The sequence below is a fragment of the Alloalcanivorax profundimaris genome (assembly GCF_015265435.1).
GTDB lineage: Bacteria > Pseudomonadota > Gammaproteobacteria > Pseudomonadales > Alcanivoracaceae > Alloalcanivorax > Alloalcanivorax profundimaris.
In genome coordinates this window covers 70,751-87,542 of record NZ_JABJWH010000006.1, presented here as the reverse complement: position 1 = coordinate 87,542, position 16,792 = coordinate 70,751, and the positions used below count along the sequence as shown (strand labels likewise).

The 16,792-nt window shown below is 68.6% G+C and carries 14 protein-coding genes and 1 other RNA gene; 1 reads left to right on the top strand and 14 read right to left on the bottom strand.

The genetic code is table 11. The annotated features are described in order from the left end of the window. Positions 1 to 10: 10 nt before the first annotated feature. The 14 genes from murC to rsmI form a co-directional block, all read right to left on the bottom strand. On the bottom strand, positions 11 to 1,462 hold the full coding sequence (gene murC / locus HMJ39_RS03365; protein ID WP_161383425.1) for a UDP-N-acetylmuramate--L-alanine ligase: 1,452 nt from the start codon (positions 1,460 to 1,462) through the stop codon (positions 11 to 13). Continuing rightward, positions 1,452 to 2,519, bottom strand: a complete 1,068-nt coding sequence (gene murG, locus HMJ39_RS03360; RefSeq protein ID WP_194296269.1) for an undecaprenyldiphospho-muramoylpentapeptide beta-N-acetylglucosaminyltransferase — start codon at positions 2,517 to 2,519, stop codon at positions 1,452 to 1,454. Before murG ends, murC begins: the two co-directional genes overlap by 11 nt. Beyond that, positions 2,516 to 3,670 carry a putative lipid II flippase FtsW gene (gene ftsW, locus HMJ39_RS03355; protein WP_256245273.1) on the bottom strand — a complete coding sequence of 385 codons (1,155 nt, stop codon included), beginning with the start codon at positions 3,668 to 3,670 and terminating at the stop codon, positions 2,516 to 2,518. Before ftsW ends, murG begins: the two co-directional genes overlap by 4 nt. Further along, entirely contained in the window at positions 3,663 to 4,988 is a 1,326-nt protein-coding gene (gene murD, locus HMJ39_RS03350) for a UDP-N-acetylmuramoyl-L-alanine--D-glutamate ligase (protein ID WP_161383423.1), read from the bottom strand. Before murD ends, ftsW begins: the two co-directional genes overlap by 8 nt. A 14-nt stretch (positions 4,989 to 5,002) precedes the next feature. Then, positions 5,003 to 6,085 (bottom strand): phospho-N-acetylmuramoyl-pentapeptide-transferase, encoded by a 1,083-nt coding sequence (gene mraY / locus HMJ39_RS03345; protein ID WP_194296268.1) that lies wholly within the window; start codon positions 6,083 to 6,085, stop codon positions 5,003 to 5,005. Further along, entirely contained in the window at positions 6,085 to 7,419 is a 1,335-nt protein-coding gene (locus HMJ39_RS03340; protein WP_194296267.1) for a UDP-N-acetylmuramoyl-tripeptide--D-alanyl-D-alanine ligase, read from the bottom strand. The genes mraY and HMJ39_RS03340 overlap by 1 nt, the downstream gene beginning before the upstream one ends. Next, positions 7,416 to 8,897 (bottom strand): UDP-N-acetylmuramoyl-L-alanyl-D-glutamate--2,6-diaminopimelate ligase, encoded by a 1,482-nt coding sequence (locus HMJ39_RS03335; protein WP_194296266.1) that lies wholly within the window; start codon positions 8,895 to 8,897, stop codon positions 7,416 to 7,418. Before HMJ39_RS03335 ends, HMJ39_RS03340 begins: the two co-directional genes overlap by 4 nt. Beyond that, a complete protein-coding gene (locus HMJ39_RS03330; protein ID WP_194296265.1) occupies positions 8,894 to 10,627 on the bottom strand; it encodes a peptidoglycan D,D-transpeptidase FtsI family protein in 1,734 nt (577 codons plus the stop codon). The genes HMJ39_RS03335 and HMJ39_RS03330 overlap by 4 nt, the downstream gene beginning before the upstream one ends. Next, a complete protein-coding gene (gene ftsL / locus HMJ39_RS03325) occupies positions 10,624 to 10,890 on the bottom strand; it encodes a cell division protein FtsL (protein WP_161383418.1) in 267 nt (88 codons plus the stop codon). Before ftsL ends, HMJ39_RS03330 begins: the two co-directional genes overlap by 4 nt. After that, positions 10,887 to 11,825, bottom strand: coding sequence for a 16S rRNA (cytosine(1402)-N(4))-methyltransferase RsmH (rsmH, locus tag HMJ39_RS03320; RefSeq protein ID WP_194296264.1), 939 nt, complete (start codon positions 11,823 to 11,825; stop codon positions 10,887 to 10,889). The genes ftsL and rsmH overlap by 4 nt, the downstream gene beginning before the upstream one ends. 18 nt (positions 11,826 to 11,843) lie before the next feature. Next, positions 11,844 to 12,287: a division/cell wall cluster transcriptional repressor MraZ gene (gene mraZ / locus HMJ39_RS03315; protein ID WP_194296263.1), complete on the bottom strand. Its 444-nt coding sequence runs from the start codon at positions 12,285 to 12,287 to the stop codon at positions 11,844 to 11,846. Between the two features lie 322 nt (positions 12,288 to 12,609). Next, complete coding sequence (locus HMJ39_RS03310; RefSeq protein ID WP_194296262.1) at positions 12,610 to 13,413, bottom strand: oxygen-binding di-iron domain-containing protein; 804 nt, start codon at positions 13,411 to 13,413, stop codon at positions 12,610 to 12,612. Positions 13,414 to 13,502: 89 nt separating this feature from the next. Further along, positions 13,503 to 13,863: RNase P RNA component class A (gene rnpB / locus HMJ39_RS03305), an RNA gene on the bottom strand. A gap of 37 nt (positions 13,864 to 13,900) precedes the next feature. Beyond that, complete coding sequence (gene rsmI / locus HMJ39_RS03300) at positions 13,901 to 14,731, bottom strand: 16S rRNA (cytidine(1402)-2'-O)-methyltransferase (protein ID WP_194296261.1); 831 nt, start codon at positions 14,729 to 14,731, stop codon at positions 13,901 to 13,903. Positions 14,732 to 14,879: 148 nt separating this feature from the next. Between rsmI and HMJ39_RS03295 the strand changes: the two genes are divergently transcribed. Continuing rightward, positions 14,880 to 16,730: a penicillin-binding protein activator gene (locus HMJ39_RS03295; protein WP_194296260.1), complete on the top strand. Its 1,851-nt coding sequence runs from the start codon at positions 14,880 to 14,882 to the stop codon at positions 16,728 to 16,730. The last annotated feature ends 62 nt before the right edge of the window (positions 16,731 to 16,792 follow it).

Below are 16,792 nucleotides of genomic sequence, written 5' to 3'. Positions count from 1 at the left end.
GTCCAGACGATTAACCACGGTCCGGCTCTCCCTTGGTCTGTTCCGCCAGTTCCCGGGCGATGGCGCCCACATTGCCGGCGCCCTGGGTCACCAGCAGGTCGCCGTCGCGAAGAATGGTGTCCAGCAGCCCGCGTAGCTTGGACGGGTCGTCCACGTACACTGGCTCCACCCGGGCGCGCTGGCGCAGGCTGCGCATCAGCGCGCGGCTGTCGGCGCCGGGAATCGGTGCTTCACCGGCCCCATAGACCTCCAGCATCAGCAATTGATCCACCTCGCCGAGCACCTCCACGAAATCCTCGTAGAGATCCCGGGTGCGGGTGTAACGGTGCGGCTGGAACAGCATCACCAGGCGCCGCTCCGGCCAGCCTTCGCGGATGGCGGCGACGGTGGCCGCCACTTCCCGGGGGTGGTGGCCGTAGTCGTCCACCAGGGTGGCGCTGCCACCGCCGGCGCAGGGGTATTCGCCGAGCACGTCGAAGCGCCGGCCAACGCCACCGAAGCCGTTCAGGCCACGTACGATGGCCTCGTCGTCGGCGCCCTCGTCCGCCGCCACGGCGATCGCCGCCAGGGCGTTGAGCACGTTATGACGGCCCGGCATGTTGAGGGTGATCTCCAGGGGCTCGCCCTCGGTGCGCACCACCCGGAAAGCGGTGCTCATGCCGCGCTGGGTCAGGTTCTCGGCGCGCAGGTCGGCGTCCTCGCTGAAGCCGTAGCGGATCACCTGGCGGTTCACCCGGGGCAGCAGCTTGCGCACCACCGGATCGTCCACGCACAGAACCGCCACGCCGTAGAACGGCAGATTGTGGAGAAACTCGATGAAGGTGTTCTCCAGCTGGGCGAAATCGCCGCCGTAGGTGTGCATGTGGTCGGCGTCGATGTTGGTGACGATGGCGCTCATCGGCTGCAGGTGCAGGAAGCTGGCGTCGGACTCGTCCGCCTCGGCCACCAGATAGCGGCTCTGGCCCAGGCGCGCGTTGGTGCCGGCGCTGTTGAGGCGGCCGCCGATCACGAAGGTGGGATCCAGGCCCGCCTCCGCCAGGATCGACGCCACCATGGAGGTGGTGGTGGTCTTGCCGTGGGTGCCGGCCACGGCGATGCCGTGGCGGAAGCGCATCAGCTCGGCGAGCATTTCCGCGCGCGGCACCACCGGCACGCGGCGCTCATGGGCGGCGGCCACCTCCAGGTTGTCGCTGTTCACCGCCGAGGACGTCACCACCACGTCGGCGTCACCGATGTTCTCGGCGCGATGGCCGATTTCCACCCGCGCGCCCAAGGCGCGCAGGTGCGCCACCACCGGCGATTCCTTGATGTCGCTGCCGCTGATCCGGTAGCCCTGATTGGCCAATACCTCGGCGATGCCGCACATGCCGGCGCCGCCGATACCCACGAAGTGGATACCGCGGATGCGGCGCATCTCCGGCACGATGTGCACGGCTTCCGGCTTCACGTCGTTAGCGGCCATCGGCCACCTCCTCACACAGTTTCGCCACCCGGGCGGCGCTGTCCGGCACCGCCAGCTGGCGCGCCCGGCGCGCGATCTGCGCCAGGGCGTCCCGTTCGGTCATGCCGGCCAGGCTGCGCGCCAGGGCGCCGGCGTTCATATCGTTCTGGGCCATCATCAGGGCGGCGCCGCGATCCACCAGCCAGCGCGCGTTCAGCGTCTGGTGGTCGTCCACCGCCGTGGGCAGCGGCACGAACAGGGCGGCCACGCCGGCGGCGGCCACTTCCGCCACGGTCAGGGCGCCGGCCCGGCACACCACCAGGTCCGCCCAGGCATAGGCCTCGGCCATGTCGTCGATGAACTCGCTGACCCGGGCGTCCAGCCCCAGGGCCTTGTACACCGGCGCCGCCTCTTCCTCGCGGCCGGCGCCGCACTGGTGGCGTACCTCCAGGTGGCTGCCCAGGGCCGCCATCAGCAACTCCGGCAGATCCTGGTTGAGCGCCAGCGCGCCCTGGCTGCCGCCCAGCACCAGCACCCGCAGCGGGCCCCGGCGCTGTTCGTAGCGCTCGTCGGGCGACGGCAGGCCGGTGATTTCCGCGCGCACCGGGTTGCCCACCCAGACGCCGCCGATCAGCGCCCCTTCGAAGCCCTCCAGGGCCTCCTGGGCGAACCGCGACAGCAGGCGGTTGGTAAGGCCGGGCACCGCGTTCTGCTCGTGGATCACCAGGGGCACCCCGGCGAGCCGCGCCGCCAGGCCGCCCGGGGCGCTGACGAAGCCGCCGAAGCCCACCGCCAGCACCGGCTTGACCCGGCGGATCAGACGCCGCGCCTGCAACAGCGCACGCAGCAGTTGCAGCGGCCCCAGCACCTTGCGCTTGAGACCGCCGCCGCGCAGCCGGCCCACGCCCAGGGTGGCCACTTCGAAGCCGTGTTTGGGCACCAGCCGGGTTTCCATGCCACCCTCGGCGCCCAGCCAGAGAATGCGGTAACCGGCGTCGGCCAGTTCCCGGGCCACCGCCAGGGCGGGGAACACGTGCCCGCCGGTGCCGCCGGCCATGATAAGTACCGTCCCGGTCATGATTTCGCCCTCCCCCTGGCCTTGAGGCGGGATTGCTCGGCGCCGGCGCGCAGCACCAGCCCGATCATGGCCGCCGAGATCAGCAGGGATGAACCGCCGTAGCTGACGAACGGCAGGGTCAGGCCCTTGGTGGGCAGCACGCCCATGTTCACGCCCACGTTGATGAAGGCCTGGGCGCAGAACACCAGCGCGCAGCCGTACACCAGGTAGGCGTGATAAAGGAAGCCGCGTTCTTCCAGGCCCCGCCCGATCAGGAACACCCGCCAGCCAAGCACCGCGAAACCGGCCAGCATGGCGAGCACGCCCAGCAGGCCCCACTCCTCGGCCAGCACCGCGAACACGAAATCGGTGTGCGCTTCCGGCAGGTAGAACAGCTTCTGCACGCTGTTGCCCAGGCCCACGCCCAGGAAATGGCCACGGCCGAACGCGATCAGACTCTGGGTGAGCTGGTAGCCGGCGCCGTACTGATCCGCCCAGGGATCGGTGAAGCTCATCAGGCGCGCCACCCGGTACGGCTCGGCCAGGGCCACCAGGGCCGCCAGCGCCACCGCCACCAGCCCGATCAGCAAGAAACGCAGGGTCGGCACGCCGGCCAGGAACAGCATGCCCATGGCGGCGATACCCAGCACCACCACGGCGCCGAAGTCCGGTTGCAGCAGCAGCATGAAAGTGAGCACGCCGAGCACGCCCAGGGGGATCAGGAAGGCTTTCCAGGTTTTCTCCAGGGCGGCCTTGTGCTGGGCAATGTACCCGGCCAGGTAAAGCACGAAGCACAGCTTGACCACTTCCGAGGCCTGGATGGTGAGGCCGGGGAGCGCGATCCAGCGGGTCGAACCGTTCACTTCCCGACCCAGGCCGGGCACGAATACCAGCACCAGGGCCACCAAGGCCACCGGCAAGGTGGCGAAGCGCAGCTTCTCCAGCAGCGACAGCGGCACGCAGCAATACACGAACAGGCCAACGCCGACGCTGGCCAGCAGGTACAGACCATGGCGCACGCCGTAATAGAACGGGTTGCCCAGGCGCGTCTCGGCGATCTGCAGCGACGCCGAGGTGACGATCACCAGGCCGGCCAGGGACAGCAGCGCCACCGTCCACAGCAGGGGGCGATCCAGGCCGGGCTGGCGCGGGGAGATCAGGGGATTAGCCACCGCTCACCTCCCTGGCCAGGGCGACGAATTCGTCGCCGCGGGCCGTGTAGCCGCTGTACATATCGAAGGACGCGCAGGCCGGGGACAACAGCACCGCGTCGCCGGGCTGGGCCAGTTGCCGGGCCCGGTCCACGGCGGCGGCCATGTCCGCCACCCGCTCGCAGGGCACGCCGGAGAGGCCCTCGCCCACCTTGTCCGCGTCCTGGCCGAGCAACAGAGCGGCACGCAGATACTGCCGCGCCGGTTCGCCCATGGGCGAGAAATCCTGGCCCTTGCCCTGGCCACCGGCGATCAGGATCACCTTGCCGGGAATCGCTTCGCCAATGCCGGTGAGCGCGGCCAGGGTGGCCCCCACATTGGTGGCCTTGGAATCGTTGATCCAGCGCACCTCGCCGGCCTCCGCCACCAGCTGGCAGCGGTGCGGCAGGCCCTCGAAGGGCTTCACCGTGGCCAGGGTGAGATCCCGGGGAAAGCCCAGGGCGTCGCTCATGGCCAGCACCGCCAGCACGTTCATGGCGTTGTGGTGGCCGGTAAGCGCCAGTTCGTCCAGGCGCACCAGCACCTGGCCCTGGTGGGTGAGCGCCTGGCGCTCGGTGTCCAGACGGTAATGCGCTTCCGGGTGACTGCCGAAGGTGACCTCCCGGGGCGCCGGATTCTGCGGCCGGGTGGCCAGGTCGTCGCGGTTCCACACCGCCACCTGACAGCCGTCGTAGATGCGTTGCTTGGCGGCCAGGTAGTCGCTGAACTTGGCGTAGCGGTCCAGGTGGTCCTGGGACACATTGAGGATGCTGGCCACCTGGGCATTGAGGCTGTAGGTGGTTTCCAGCTGGAAGCTGGACAGCTCCAGCACGAACAGCTCCGCTTCCTCGCGCAGCAGATCCAGGGCCGGCACGCCCAGGTTGCCGCCCACGCCGGGGCGCGCCTCGCAGGCCCGCGCCACTTCGCCCAGCAGGGTGACCACGGTGCTCTTGGCGTTGGAGCCGGTGATCGCCACCAGCGGGCGGCTGGCGGCCCGGGCGAACAGCTCGATGTCGCCCACCACTTCCTTGCCTTCGGCGGCCTGCTCGGCGATGGCCGGAGTGGACACCGCCACGCCCGGGCTCACGATCAGCCGGCGGGCGCGCTTCATCCAGCCGTTCTTGAACCCGCCGGTGTGGATCTTGAGTTTGGGGAATTCGGCGCGCAGATCATCCAGCCCGGCGGGAGCTTCCCGGGTGTCCAGGGCGCGCACGGGCATGCCCTGATCCACCAGATAGCGGATCACGGAACGCCCGGTTACCCCGAGACCAATGACCAGATCGAACGCGTCTTTCGACATTATCTACGCATCCCTCAACGAATCTTCAGGGTCGCGAGACCCACCAGTACGAGCATCACGGTGATGATCCAGAACCGGACGATGATCTTGGGCTCCGGCCAGCCCTTCAGTTCAAAGTGATGATGGATCGGCGCCATGCGGAAAATGCGGCGGCCGGTGAGCTTGAACGACGCCACCTGCAGCATCACCGACACGGTTTCCATCACGAACACGCCGCCCATGATGAACAGCACGATTTCCTGGCGGACGATCACCGCCATCACGCCGAGCACCGCGCCCAGCGCCAAGGCGCCCACGTCGCCCATGAACACCTGGGCCGGGTAGGCGTTGAACCAGAGAAAACCGAGACCCGCGCCGCACAGGCCGGCGACGATCACCACCAGCTCGCCGGCGCCGGCGATGTAGGGAATCTGCAGGTAGGTGGCGAACTCCGCGTGGCCGCTGGCGTAGGCGAAGATGCCCAGGGCCGCCGCCACCAGCACCGTGGGCATGATCGCCAGGCCGTCCAGGCCATCGGTGAGGTTGACCGCGTTGGAGGCGCCGGTGATCACGAAATAGGTGAGCACCACGTAGAACACGCCCATGTTGATGGCCACGGTCTTGAAGAACGGCACGATCAACTGGGTCTCCGCCGGGCTCTGGGCGGTGAAGTACAGCGCCAGCCCGGCGCCCAACGCGCCCACGGACTGCCAGAAATACTTCCAGCGCGCCGGCAGGCCACGCGGGTTCTTCTCCACCACCTTGCGCCAGTCGTCCACCCAGCCCACGGCGCCGAACACCACCAGCACGCCCAGGGTGATCCACACGAAGCGGTTCTCCAGATCCGCCCACAGCAGGGTGGCGATGGCGATGGACACCAGGATCAGGCCGCCGCCCATGGTCGGCGTGCCGGCCTTGCTCAGGTGGCTTTTCGGGCCGTCGTCACGGATCGCCTGGCCGACCTGCTTTTCCTGGAGTTTGCGAATCATCACCGGACCGATCCAGAACGCCAGGAACAGCGCCGTCAGCACCGCCAGAATGGCGCGCAGGGTGATGTACTGGAACACCAGGAAGCCGTTGTACAAATCACCCAGTTGTTCCGCCAGCCACAGCAGCATCAGTGCTTCTCCCCCTCGTTGGTGAGCCGTTGCACCACCTGCTCCATGCGGGCAAAGCGCGACCCCTTGACCAGTACGGTGCCACCGGCGGCGAGAATTCCCTCGGCGTCGCGGGCGGCCTGGTCATGATTGTCCACCGGTCGGGCGCCGTCCCCGAACGCCTCGGCGGCGGCGTGCGCCCCGGGCAGGGTGATCAGCGTCTCGATGCCGGCCTGTTTGGCGTCCTCGCCCAGTTCGCCGATCAGCGTCTCCGCGTCCGGCCCCAGTTCGCCCATGGCGCCAAGCACCAGGGCGCGCGGCGCCGGGCGGCCGGCCAGCCAGGCGATGGCGGCGCGCACCGAACCCGGGTTGGCGTTGTAGGTGTCGTCCACCAGGGTGCCCCGGTCGCGGGCGATCACGTTCATGCGCCCGGGGACCGGTTTCAGGGTGTTCAAGCGCGGCGCCGCTTCGGCCAGGTCCACGCCCAGGGCCTGCACCGCCGCCAGCGCCAGCAGGGCGTTACCGACCTGATGGGCACCCACCAGCGGCAGGCGTACGCGCACGCCCAGGGGCTGCAGCAAGAAGTCGGCGCCGGCGTCATCCAGACAGACGAACTCGGCGCGCAGATCACCGTCGGTGCCGCCCACGCGGCACAGGGTCAAACCCTGTTCCCGAGCCTGCTCGGCGAAGAAGTCCGCGTAGCTGTCGTCATTGTTGATGATGGCGGTGGCGCCTTCCGCGCAGCCGGTGAAGATTTCCGCCTTGGCGCGGGCGATGCCATCCATGCTGCCGAAGCCTTCCAGATGCGCGCCGGTGACATTGGTCACCAGCACCACGTCCGGCTTCACCAGCGATACCGTCCAGGCGATTTCGCCAGGGGCGTTGGCGCCCAGCTCGATCACCGCGCGGCGGTGGCTTTCATTGAGCCCCAGCAGGGTCAACGGCACGCCGATGTCATTGTTCAGGTTGCCCCGAGTGGCCAGGGTGCCCTCGCCCAGCAGAGTGGCGATCATCTCCTTGACGGTGGTCTTGCCGGCGTTGCCGGTCACCGCCACGCGCGGAATCGGGAAACGGGTGGCGTGGCCGGCGGCCAGCCGGCCCAGGGCCTGGCGGGTATCGGCCACGCGCACCTGGCTGTCGAACACTTCCTGATCCCGTTCCACCAGGGCGGCCCGGGCGCCGGCCTCGCGGGCGGCGGCCAGGAAGTCGTGGCCGTCGAAGCGGTCGCCGCGCAGCGCCACGAACAGGCTGCCCTCGCCCAGCGCCCGGGTGTCGGTGCTGACCGAGGTAATGGTCTGGTCCGCGCCGCGCAGTTCGCCGCCGGTCCAGTCGCGAATTTCGGACAAGCGCATCATGCCGCGCCTCCTTGGCCGGTCCAGGCCGCCAGGGCTTCGCGGGCCAGGATCCGGTCGTCCAGGGGCTGGCGCTGGCCGCGCACTTCCTGGTAATCCTCGTGGCCCTTGCCGGCCACCAGCACCACGTCGCCCGGCCCGGCGCCGGCCACCGCCCGCTTCACCGCCGCCCGGCGGTCCAGCTCCACGGCCACCGCGGACGGGTTGGCGGCGCCTTGCAGCATGGCGTCGACGATCGCTTGCGGATCCTCGCCCCGGGGGTTGTCGCTGGTCAGGATCAGCCGGTCGGCGCCGGCTTCCGCGGCGGCCGCCATCAACGGGCGTTTGCCGCTGTCCCGGTCGCCGCCGCAACCGACCACGCAATGCAGGCGGCCGGGGAAATGCTCGCGCACCGCCGCCAGGGCCTTCTCCAGCCCGTCCGGGGTGTGCGCGTAATCAACGATCACCGTGGGCTTGCCCGGCTCGCGCACCGGCTGCATGCGGCCCGGCACCGGCGTGATGGCGTTGAGCGCCGTGCCCAGCCGTTCCGGTGCCACGCCCAGGCCGTGCAATACCCCGGCCACCGCCATCAGGTTGCTGCGGTTGAAGGCGCCGAACAGCGGCACCGACACATTGATCGCTTCGCCGCCCACGGTGAGGCGCAGATCCATGCCCGCCTCGTGGGGCTGCTCGGCCACGCAGCGCACCGTGGCGCCGGCCTGGCCGCCGAAGATGATGCAGCGCACGCCGTCGTTGAGGCGGCTGAGCAGCACCGGCGCCGAGGGGTCGTCGCCGTTGATCACCGCCTCGCGCAGGTCCGGGCGGGTGAACAGGGCCACCTTGGCCAGCAGGTAGCTGTCCATGTCGCCGTGGTAATCCAGATGGTCGCGGCTCAGATTGCTGAACACCGCCGCCCACACCGGGGTATCGCCCAGACGGTGCTGGTCCAGGGCGTGGGAAGAGACTTCCATGGCCACGGTGTCGGCGCCGGCGTCGCACAGATCGCGCAGGCCGCGCTGCAGGGTGATCGGGTCCGGCGTGGTGTGGCCGGTGGCGATCTCGGCGCCCTTGAGCCCCAGCCCCAGGGTGCCCATCAGTCCGCAGTGGTAACCCAGGGCGTCCAGGGCGTCACGCAGGAACCAGGTAATGCTGGTCTTGCCGTTGGTGCCGGTGACACCGATGACTTTCAGCTGCCGCCCGGGCTGGCCGTAAAAACGGGCTGCCAGATCGCCTACCTGGCGTCGCAGGTCCGGCACCACGATACGCGCCACCGGCTCCTGGCCATGCACCGCGAAGACATCGCCCTCTTCCAGCACCACGGCGGCGCCGGCGCGGATCGCCGCGTCGATGAAACGGCGGCCGTCCGCTTGATGGCCGGGCACCGCCAGGAACAGATCGCCGCGCTCCACGGCGCGGCTGTCGAGGCGCAGGGCCGGCACGGTCAGGTCCCGCAGGGCCGCCGGCAAGGGCAGGTCGGGCAACAGGTCGCGCAGGGTGATCATGAGCGGCCCTCCCCGTCCAGATCGCCGGCGATCAGGCCGTCGGTCTTGTCCGGCGGCACGTGCAGGGTGCGCAGCACCCCGCCAACGATGGAAGAAAACACCGGCGCCGCCACCAGGCCGCCGTAATAGGCGTCGCCGCGCGGGTCGTCGATCACCACCACGGCGGCGATGCGCGGGTTGGAAGCGGGCGCGATGCCGGCGAACAGGCCGATGTAACGGTCGTCGGCGTAGCCTCGGCTGGTCACCTTGTGCACCGTGCCGGTCTTGCCGGCCACCTGGTAGCCGGGGATGCGCGCGCGCCGGGCGGTGCCTTCCAGGCTGACCACGGTTTCCAGCATGCGCACCAGGGAATCGGCGGTTTCCGGGGCGATCACCTGCTCGCCCTGGGGCGGCGTGTCCACCTTGCGCAGGGACAGCGGCACCTTGCGGCCGTGGTTGGCCATGATGGCGTAGGCCTGGGCCAGCTGCAGGGCGGACACACTCACGCCGTAGCCGTAGGACAGCGCCGCCCGCTCCACGTCCCGCCAGCGAGAACGCAGCGGCAGCATGCCGTCGCTCTCGCCGGGAAAGGCGATGCCGGTGGGCTGGCCGAAGCCGAACCGTTCCAGGTAGCCGGGCAGCACCAGCGGCTCCATGGCCAGGGCCAGCTTGCTGGTGCCCACGTTGGAGCTCTTGGTGAGCACGGTGGTGACGTCGATGACACCGTAGTCGCGGTGGTCACGGATGGTCTTGGCGCCCACGCGCAGGTAGCCCGGATGGGTGTTGATCACCGTGGTCGGGGTCACCAGGTCCTGCTCCATGGCGGCGGCCACGGTGAACGGCTTCATGGTGGAGCCGGGCTCGAACAGGTCGGTGACCGCCCGGTTGCGCAGGCTGGCGGTGTCCAGGTTGCCCCGGTTGTTGGGGTTGTAGGCCGGCTGGTTGACCATGGCCAGGATCTCGCCGGTCTTCACGTCCAGCACCACGGCGGAGCCGCCCTTGGCCTTGAAACGGCGGGTGGCGGCGAGCAGTTCCTTGTAGGCCAGGTATTGCAGGCGCAGATCCAGGCTCAGGGTGACGTCCTTGCCCGGCGCCGCCGGCTCGATCATCTCGATGTCCTGGATCACCCGGCCAAGCAAATCACGCACCACCTTCTTGCGCCCGGGCTGGCCGGACAGGCGGTCCTCGAAGGCCAGCTCCACGCCTTCCTGGCCCTGCTCGTCGATGTTGGTGAAGCCCACCACATGGCTGGTCACCTCGCCGGCCGGGTAGTAGCGGCGGTATTCGGTGAGCTTGTGGATGCCGGGCACGCTCTTGTCGAGCACGGTGGCGGCCTGCTCCGGGGCCAGCCCGCGGGCCAGGTAGATGAACTCCTTGTTCCGGTGGCGCTCGATGCGCTTGGCGAAGCGATCCCGGTCGATGATCGGGTTGTTGCCCAGCCGGGCCCACTGCTCCGGGTGCTCCAGCGCCTCGCTGGGGTTGGCCCACAGGGTGGTGACCGGGGTGCTCACGGCCAGGGGGCGGCCTTCGCGGTCGCGAATCACGCCGCGGTGGGCGGCCACCGGTTCCACCCGCAGGTTGCGAATCTGGCCCTGGTGGGCCAGGAAGTCATGCTCGACCACCTGCAGCTGCACCGCGCGCCCCACCAGAACGGCACCGCATACCGCCCAGAAGCCCAGCACGAAGCGCCAGCGCAGGGTCCGGTTGGCTTGCCGTTTGGCCGGTTGTGAGGTTCGACGCGCCCCTTTCATGGCCGTATCAACACTCGCTCGTCGTTTTGCGGTAACTTCATGCCCAGCTCGTCACGGGCCAGGCGCTCCACCCGGGCATAGCTGCCCCAGGTACTGTGCTCCAGCAGCAACTGGCCCCAGCGGGTTTCCAGTCGCGCTTGTTCGCGCTGCAGTTGCTGGGCGCGGTCGGTGAGCCGCCGCGCCTCGTGCACGCTGTAGGCCACGCCCAGGGCGGACACCACCGCCAGGGCGATCAGCAGCGGCGCCAGCCAGCGCGCGCTCATGCCACCTTCTCCGCCACGCGCAGCACCGCGCTGCGGCTGCGCGCGTTGACGCGCACCTCCGCCTCGCCGGCGCGGCGCGCCTTGCCCAGCGGCCGCAGCCGCTCGGGCGGTTCGTCCATCATCGGCAGGCCGCCCCGGCCCTTGGGGGCCAGGCCGGAGTGATCGCGGATGAAACGCTTCACCAGCCGGTCTTCCAGGGAATGGAAGCTGATAATGGCGAGACGCCCGCCGATGGCGAGCGTCTCGAGAGCCTGGTCCAGCACATTGCGTAACGCATCCAGCTCACCGTTGATGTGGATGCGTAACGCCTGAAAACTGCGTGTGGCCGGGTGCTTGCCCGGCTCGCCACGACCCAGCACCGACTCGATCAGATCCGCCAGCTGGGCGGTGGTTCGAATCGGCGTCTGCTCGCGGCGCTCGCGGATCACCCGGGCGATGCGGCGCGACTTGCGTTCCTCGCCGTACTGATAGAGCACGTCGGCGATCTGCTTTTCCTCGGCGCGGGCCAGCCAGTCGGCCACGCTTTCGCCGTGCTCCGGGTCCATGCGCATGTCCAGGGGCCCGTCGCGCAGGAAGCTGAAGCCGCGGGCGGCGTCGTCCAGCTGCGGCGAGGACACGCCCAGATCCAGCAACAGGCCGTCGATGGCCCGGCCTTCGGCGGCCACCAGCTCCGGCAGGCAGTCGAAACGGGCCCGGTGAATGCGGAAACGGTGGTCCTCGGCGGCCAGGGCCTCGCCGGCGGCCACCGCCTGCGGATCCCGGTCCACGCCCACCAGCCGGGCGGCGTCGTCGAGGCGACCCAGCAGCGCGCGACTGTGACCGCCGCGCCCGAAGGTGCCGTCCACGTAAAAGCCATCCGCGCGGGTGGACCACATTTCCAGTACCTCCTCCAGCATCACCGGCTGGTGTTCGTACTGCTTGTTGTCGTTGCTCATACCCGCCGCCCTATGACCCTAGAAGGACAGGGCCTGCACGCTTTCGGGCATGGCTTCCTGATCCAGGCTCTGTTGTTCCAGTTCGTTCCAGGTGTCCTCGGCCCAGATCTCGAAACGGTGCATCAAGCCCACCAGCATGGCGCGCTTTTCCAGGCCGACCACGTCACGCAACTCCGGCGGCACCAGCAGCCGGCCGTTGCCGTCCATTTCCATTTCCGCGGCCTGGCCCAGGAACCGCCGCTTCAGGGCACGCACCTGGGCGTGGGCATCGCTCTGGCCCGCCACCTGGCGGGCGATGTCACGCCATTCCGGGGCGGGATACATCACCAGACAGGCGTCGTAGGGGTGTTGGGTAAGCACAAGGCGGCCGCCGCAAGCGCTGTTCAGCGACTCACGGTAGCGGGTCGGCACGGTCAGCCGACCCTTGGCATCCAGATTGAGCGCCGTACGCCCGTTGAACACTGGCCTTCCCCTCTCTCGGGTCTGTGCGGGTCCATCCCACTTCGAGCCACCGGATGAGCGTTTTTCTCCACTTCATCCCACTTTTCACCACATTGCGACACTCTAGGACCACCCTATTCGGCAAGTCAAGCACGGCGACAATGGCGAATGTAAAAGAAACTCTTTGCAAATCAGTTTGTTAGCTGAGTCACAAAGGGGGTTTGGAGGGTATGGAGGAAGGAGTTGCGTGCGGAATCAGGGCCCTGACGGCCGTTTCCGAGAAACCACTTTAAGTGCTAGATTATTTTATTCTAAGGATTGTTATTTTTTAGATCGAAAAGGATTATTCCGGGTAAGCACTGACTCGCGGGGGAAGCCGGTATTGGCGGGGCTCCATCAAATCCGGGCCGCATTCCAGCCGTTCCAGCCAGTCCAGGAACAGCTCAACGGTCTCCGGGCGGTCAAAGTAGCCGCCGTGCTGCGGCACGATCATGGCGGGCTTGAGCTCGCGGATCATGTGCACCCACAGCCGGCAGGCCCGGTTGCCCGCCATGTAGCGCCGGTGGAAACCGGCCATGGCCGGTACATGATCCTCGAATTTGGCCACCGCCGCCTCTTCCCCGTCCAGGGACGCACCGATGTCGCCGGAAAACAGGATCCGGCTGATCGGATCAAAGAAGCTGAAATTGCCCACCGAGTGCAGAAAGTGGGCCGGCAGGGCCCACAGCTCGGTATCGCCGAACGGCAACCGGGCGCCTTCGTCGGGCAGGGCCAGGATGCGCGACTGCCACTGCTCCCCCACCCGGCTGGTGACGAAGGTGGAAGCCAGGTGGGGCAGAAACCGGGACCACAGCTTCGACACCGCCACCTTGCAGTTGGAATGCAGCATCCAGCGCGGCAGCGAGGCAATGATGTCCGGGTCCTGGTGGGAGGCGAGGATGTAATCCAGCCCCTGGAGATTGAGGTGCCGGCTCAACTCGATGGTGAGCGGCGTGAAGGTGAGATCGCCGCCCGGATCGATCAGGGCGCCGTGGGAACCGTGGCGGATGGCGAACTGGTTGGCCTGAATGCCCTCGCCTTTTACCAGGTCGGCGTAGCGCACCACCCGGTGATCGTCGCTTTCAAACAGAATATCCGCTTTGGCCATGATTCCCCCGTCTATCTCTGGGAGGAGGATAATCCACGGTGCCCGCGGGGCGACTGACCCGGGTCAAGAAAAGCCCGGGTCGTGGGAAAGGGGTGGACCGGTCGATAAGCCGGGTTCTGTCGTGGGCAACCATTCATCTGGGACCCGCGTCACCGCGGGCCCTCAAGCGACCTACCCGGATCCAGCGCGGGCCACGCCATGGGATCCCTATTTGGTCTTGCTCCGGGTGGGGTTTACCGTGCCACCGCTGTTACCAGCGGCGCGGTGCGCTCTTACCGCACCTTTTCACCCTTACCCGATCGAGAACGAACGGGCGGTTTGTTTTCTGCGGCACTGTCCGTGACCGCGCCGTCGCCAGCGCGGCCCCCAGGCGTTACCTGGCACCCTGCCCTATGGAGCCCGGACTTTCCTCCAGCGACGTACGTCGCCAGCGGTTGCCTGACCGGTCCGGCGCGGATAATAGCAGTGAATAGTGAACGGTGAACAGTTAACTGTTAATTGCTTCCAGGTAGGTGTAGAGCGCCTGACGCTTGAGCCCGGTGTGGGCGGCGAGAACGCGGGCCGCCCGGGACAGGGGCAGTTCCTCGAGGAGCGCCCGGGCCAGGGCCCGGTCCCGTTCATCCAGCACCTCGCCACGGACCGCCGGCGACAGCACCAGCACCAGTTCGCCGCGCTGCTGGTCCTTGTCGCCGCGCACCCACTCCAGGATCTCCGGCACCGGGCCCCGGCGCACGGTTTCGAAGCGCTTGGTGAGCTCCCGGCACAGGGTCAGCTCCCGCTCCGCGGTGACCTTGGGTGCCAGCGCCTCCAGCAGGGACAGCACCCGGTGCGGCGCCTCGTAGATCAGGGTGGTGGCGTCGCTGCCGGCGAGGCGTTCCAGGGCGCGCTCCCGGGCGGCGCCCTTGGCGGGCAGGAAGCCCTCGAACTGAAACCGGTCGCTGGGCTGGCCGGCCACCGCCAGCGCCGCCAGCAACGCCGAGGCGCCGGGCACCGGCACCACCGGCACGCCGGCGTCCTGGCAGGCGCGCACCAGCCGGAAGCCCGGGTCGCTCACCAGGGGCGTGCCGGCGTCGCTGATCAGCGCGCCGCTGTCGCCTTCGCGCAGGCGGCTCACCAGCTCCGGGGTACGCTGGGCTTCGTTGTGATCGTGGTAGCTGATCAGGCGGGTGCTCACGCCCACGTGGCCGAGCAGGTTCTGGCTGTGGCGGGTGTCCTCCGCGGCGATCCAGTTCACCTCGCCGAGCACGGTCAGCGCGCGCCGGGTGATATCGTCCAGGTTGCCGATCGGCGTGCTGACCACATAGAGGGAACCGCTCATGCCCTTTGTATCCCGAGCTAGTGTAAAGAGTTGTTTGGGAGTGAGAAGGACGCCCCGAAACAGCACCCCCGGCGTGGTGCAAGCGGTGCGAACAGGCCCTACAATACCGGCTTCGTTCCCGCAGTAGCAAAGGGGTTGCCCCAAAGTCATGGAATTCCGACCGGCCCGCCTGGCCGCGATGGCGCTGATCGCGCTGCTCGCCGCCTGCCAAGTACCCACTCCCAAGGAGGCCTCCGACGGCCCTCACCGGGGAGCCCCTCTCCGCGAAGCCCCGAGCAACCTGGAGGATGCCAACGCCCAACTGGCGGCTCTGGCGGAACCGGTGCGCACCGAAAGAGCCCTGCAATGGGCGCGCTACTATCTGGTCAACCAGCGCGCCCAGGACGCCTCCGATCTTCTCGACCGGATCGCCGACAGCGCCCAGTCCCAGGACCAGCGCTATCGCTGGCTGTGGCTGCGCGCGCAATGCTGGCTGGCGTTACAGAAACCGGAGCGGGCCCTTGAGCTGCTGGACGGTTCGCGGAGCACCATCGATGGTCTCGACGCTCAGCGCCGCGCGCGCCTGAAATTGCTGCACGCCGACGCCCTGGCCCTGGACGGTCAGCTGATGGACAGCGTGAGCGAACGGGTGGCGGTGGACGCGCTGCTCGACCGGGACGACCAGCGATATAGCCGCAAGCTCACCTGGGAAGCGCTCATGAGCCTGCCCATGGACACCCTGGAAAACCGCTCCGAGCAAGCGTCCGGGGATCTGCGCGGCTGGCTGGAACTGGCGCTGCTCTACCGCGACCCGCAGGCGGACATCGACAACCAGGTTCAGCGCCTGTCGCAATGGCGTGAGCAATGGCCCAACCACCCCGCCGCCCTGCAGTTGCCGGAAATGGTCGGCGCCATGCGGAAAGCCGCCCGCCAGCGGCCGCAGCGGGTGGCGGTGCTGTTGCCGGAAAGCGGTAACCTGTCGACGGCGGCGGACGCCATTCGCGACGGCATGATGACCGGCTATTACAGCGCCGAGGAAGCGGGCAACCCAACCCCCGACCTGCGCTTCTACGACGTCAGCAACGCCGACGTGAGCGCCGTGTTCCAGCGCGCCGTGGAAGACGGCGCCCAGTTCGTGGTCGGCCCGCTGGCCAAGGAGCAGGTCGCCGAGCTGGCCGCCCAAGGCGCGCCGCCGGTTACCGTGCTGGCGTTGAACTACCTGGACCAGGGCAGCCGCGACGCGCCGCTGTTCCAGTTTGGCCTGGCGCCGGAGGACGAGGCCCGCCAAGTGGCGCGCCAGGCCTGGCGCGAGGGCCACCGTCAGGTGGGCGTGCTGTACCCGGAAAGCGACTGGGGCCGCCGTGTCAGCGGCGCCTTCATGAACGCCTGGCGGGAACGCGGCGGCGAGGTCAGCCTGGAGAGCGGCTTCACCGACGAGAACATGGGCGACACGGTGCGCAACCTGATGGAGGCGGCCCGGGAACGCCAGGGCGGCCCGACCAAGGACCGCTACGGCCGCAAGACGGAATATCAGCCGCGCATCGGCGAGGACATGAGCTTCCTGTTCATGGTCGCCAGCCCCAATCAGGGCCGCCAGATCAAACCGCTGCTGAACTTCCACTACGGCCGTCGTCTGCCGGTGTACACCACCTCCTACATTTACGATGGCACCCCGGCGCCGCGCCGCGACCAGGATCTGGACGGCGTGCGCTTCGTGGACATGCCCTGGATTCTCTACCAGGATACCCGACTGCACCGTCTGGCCGAGGAAACCTGGCCGGAGGGCCACGGTCGCTATAACCGGCTGTTCGCCATGGGCGTGGACGCCTACCGTCTGCAGGCGCGGCTGTCCATGCTGCGCAGCCTGAGCGGCGCCGAACTGCCCGGCGTCACCGGCAACCTGCATCTGGAAGGCGCGCGCCTGGTGCGCGACGGCAACTGGGCGGTGTTCCGCCGCGGCGAGCCGGAACCGCTGCCGCGCATCAGCGGCCGCCGGGCCGGCGAGCCGGTACGCGACTAGAACATCCGGCGGCGCCGGGGGATGGCGCCGCCCGCACAACGACGACGAGGAAGGGATGCCTC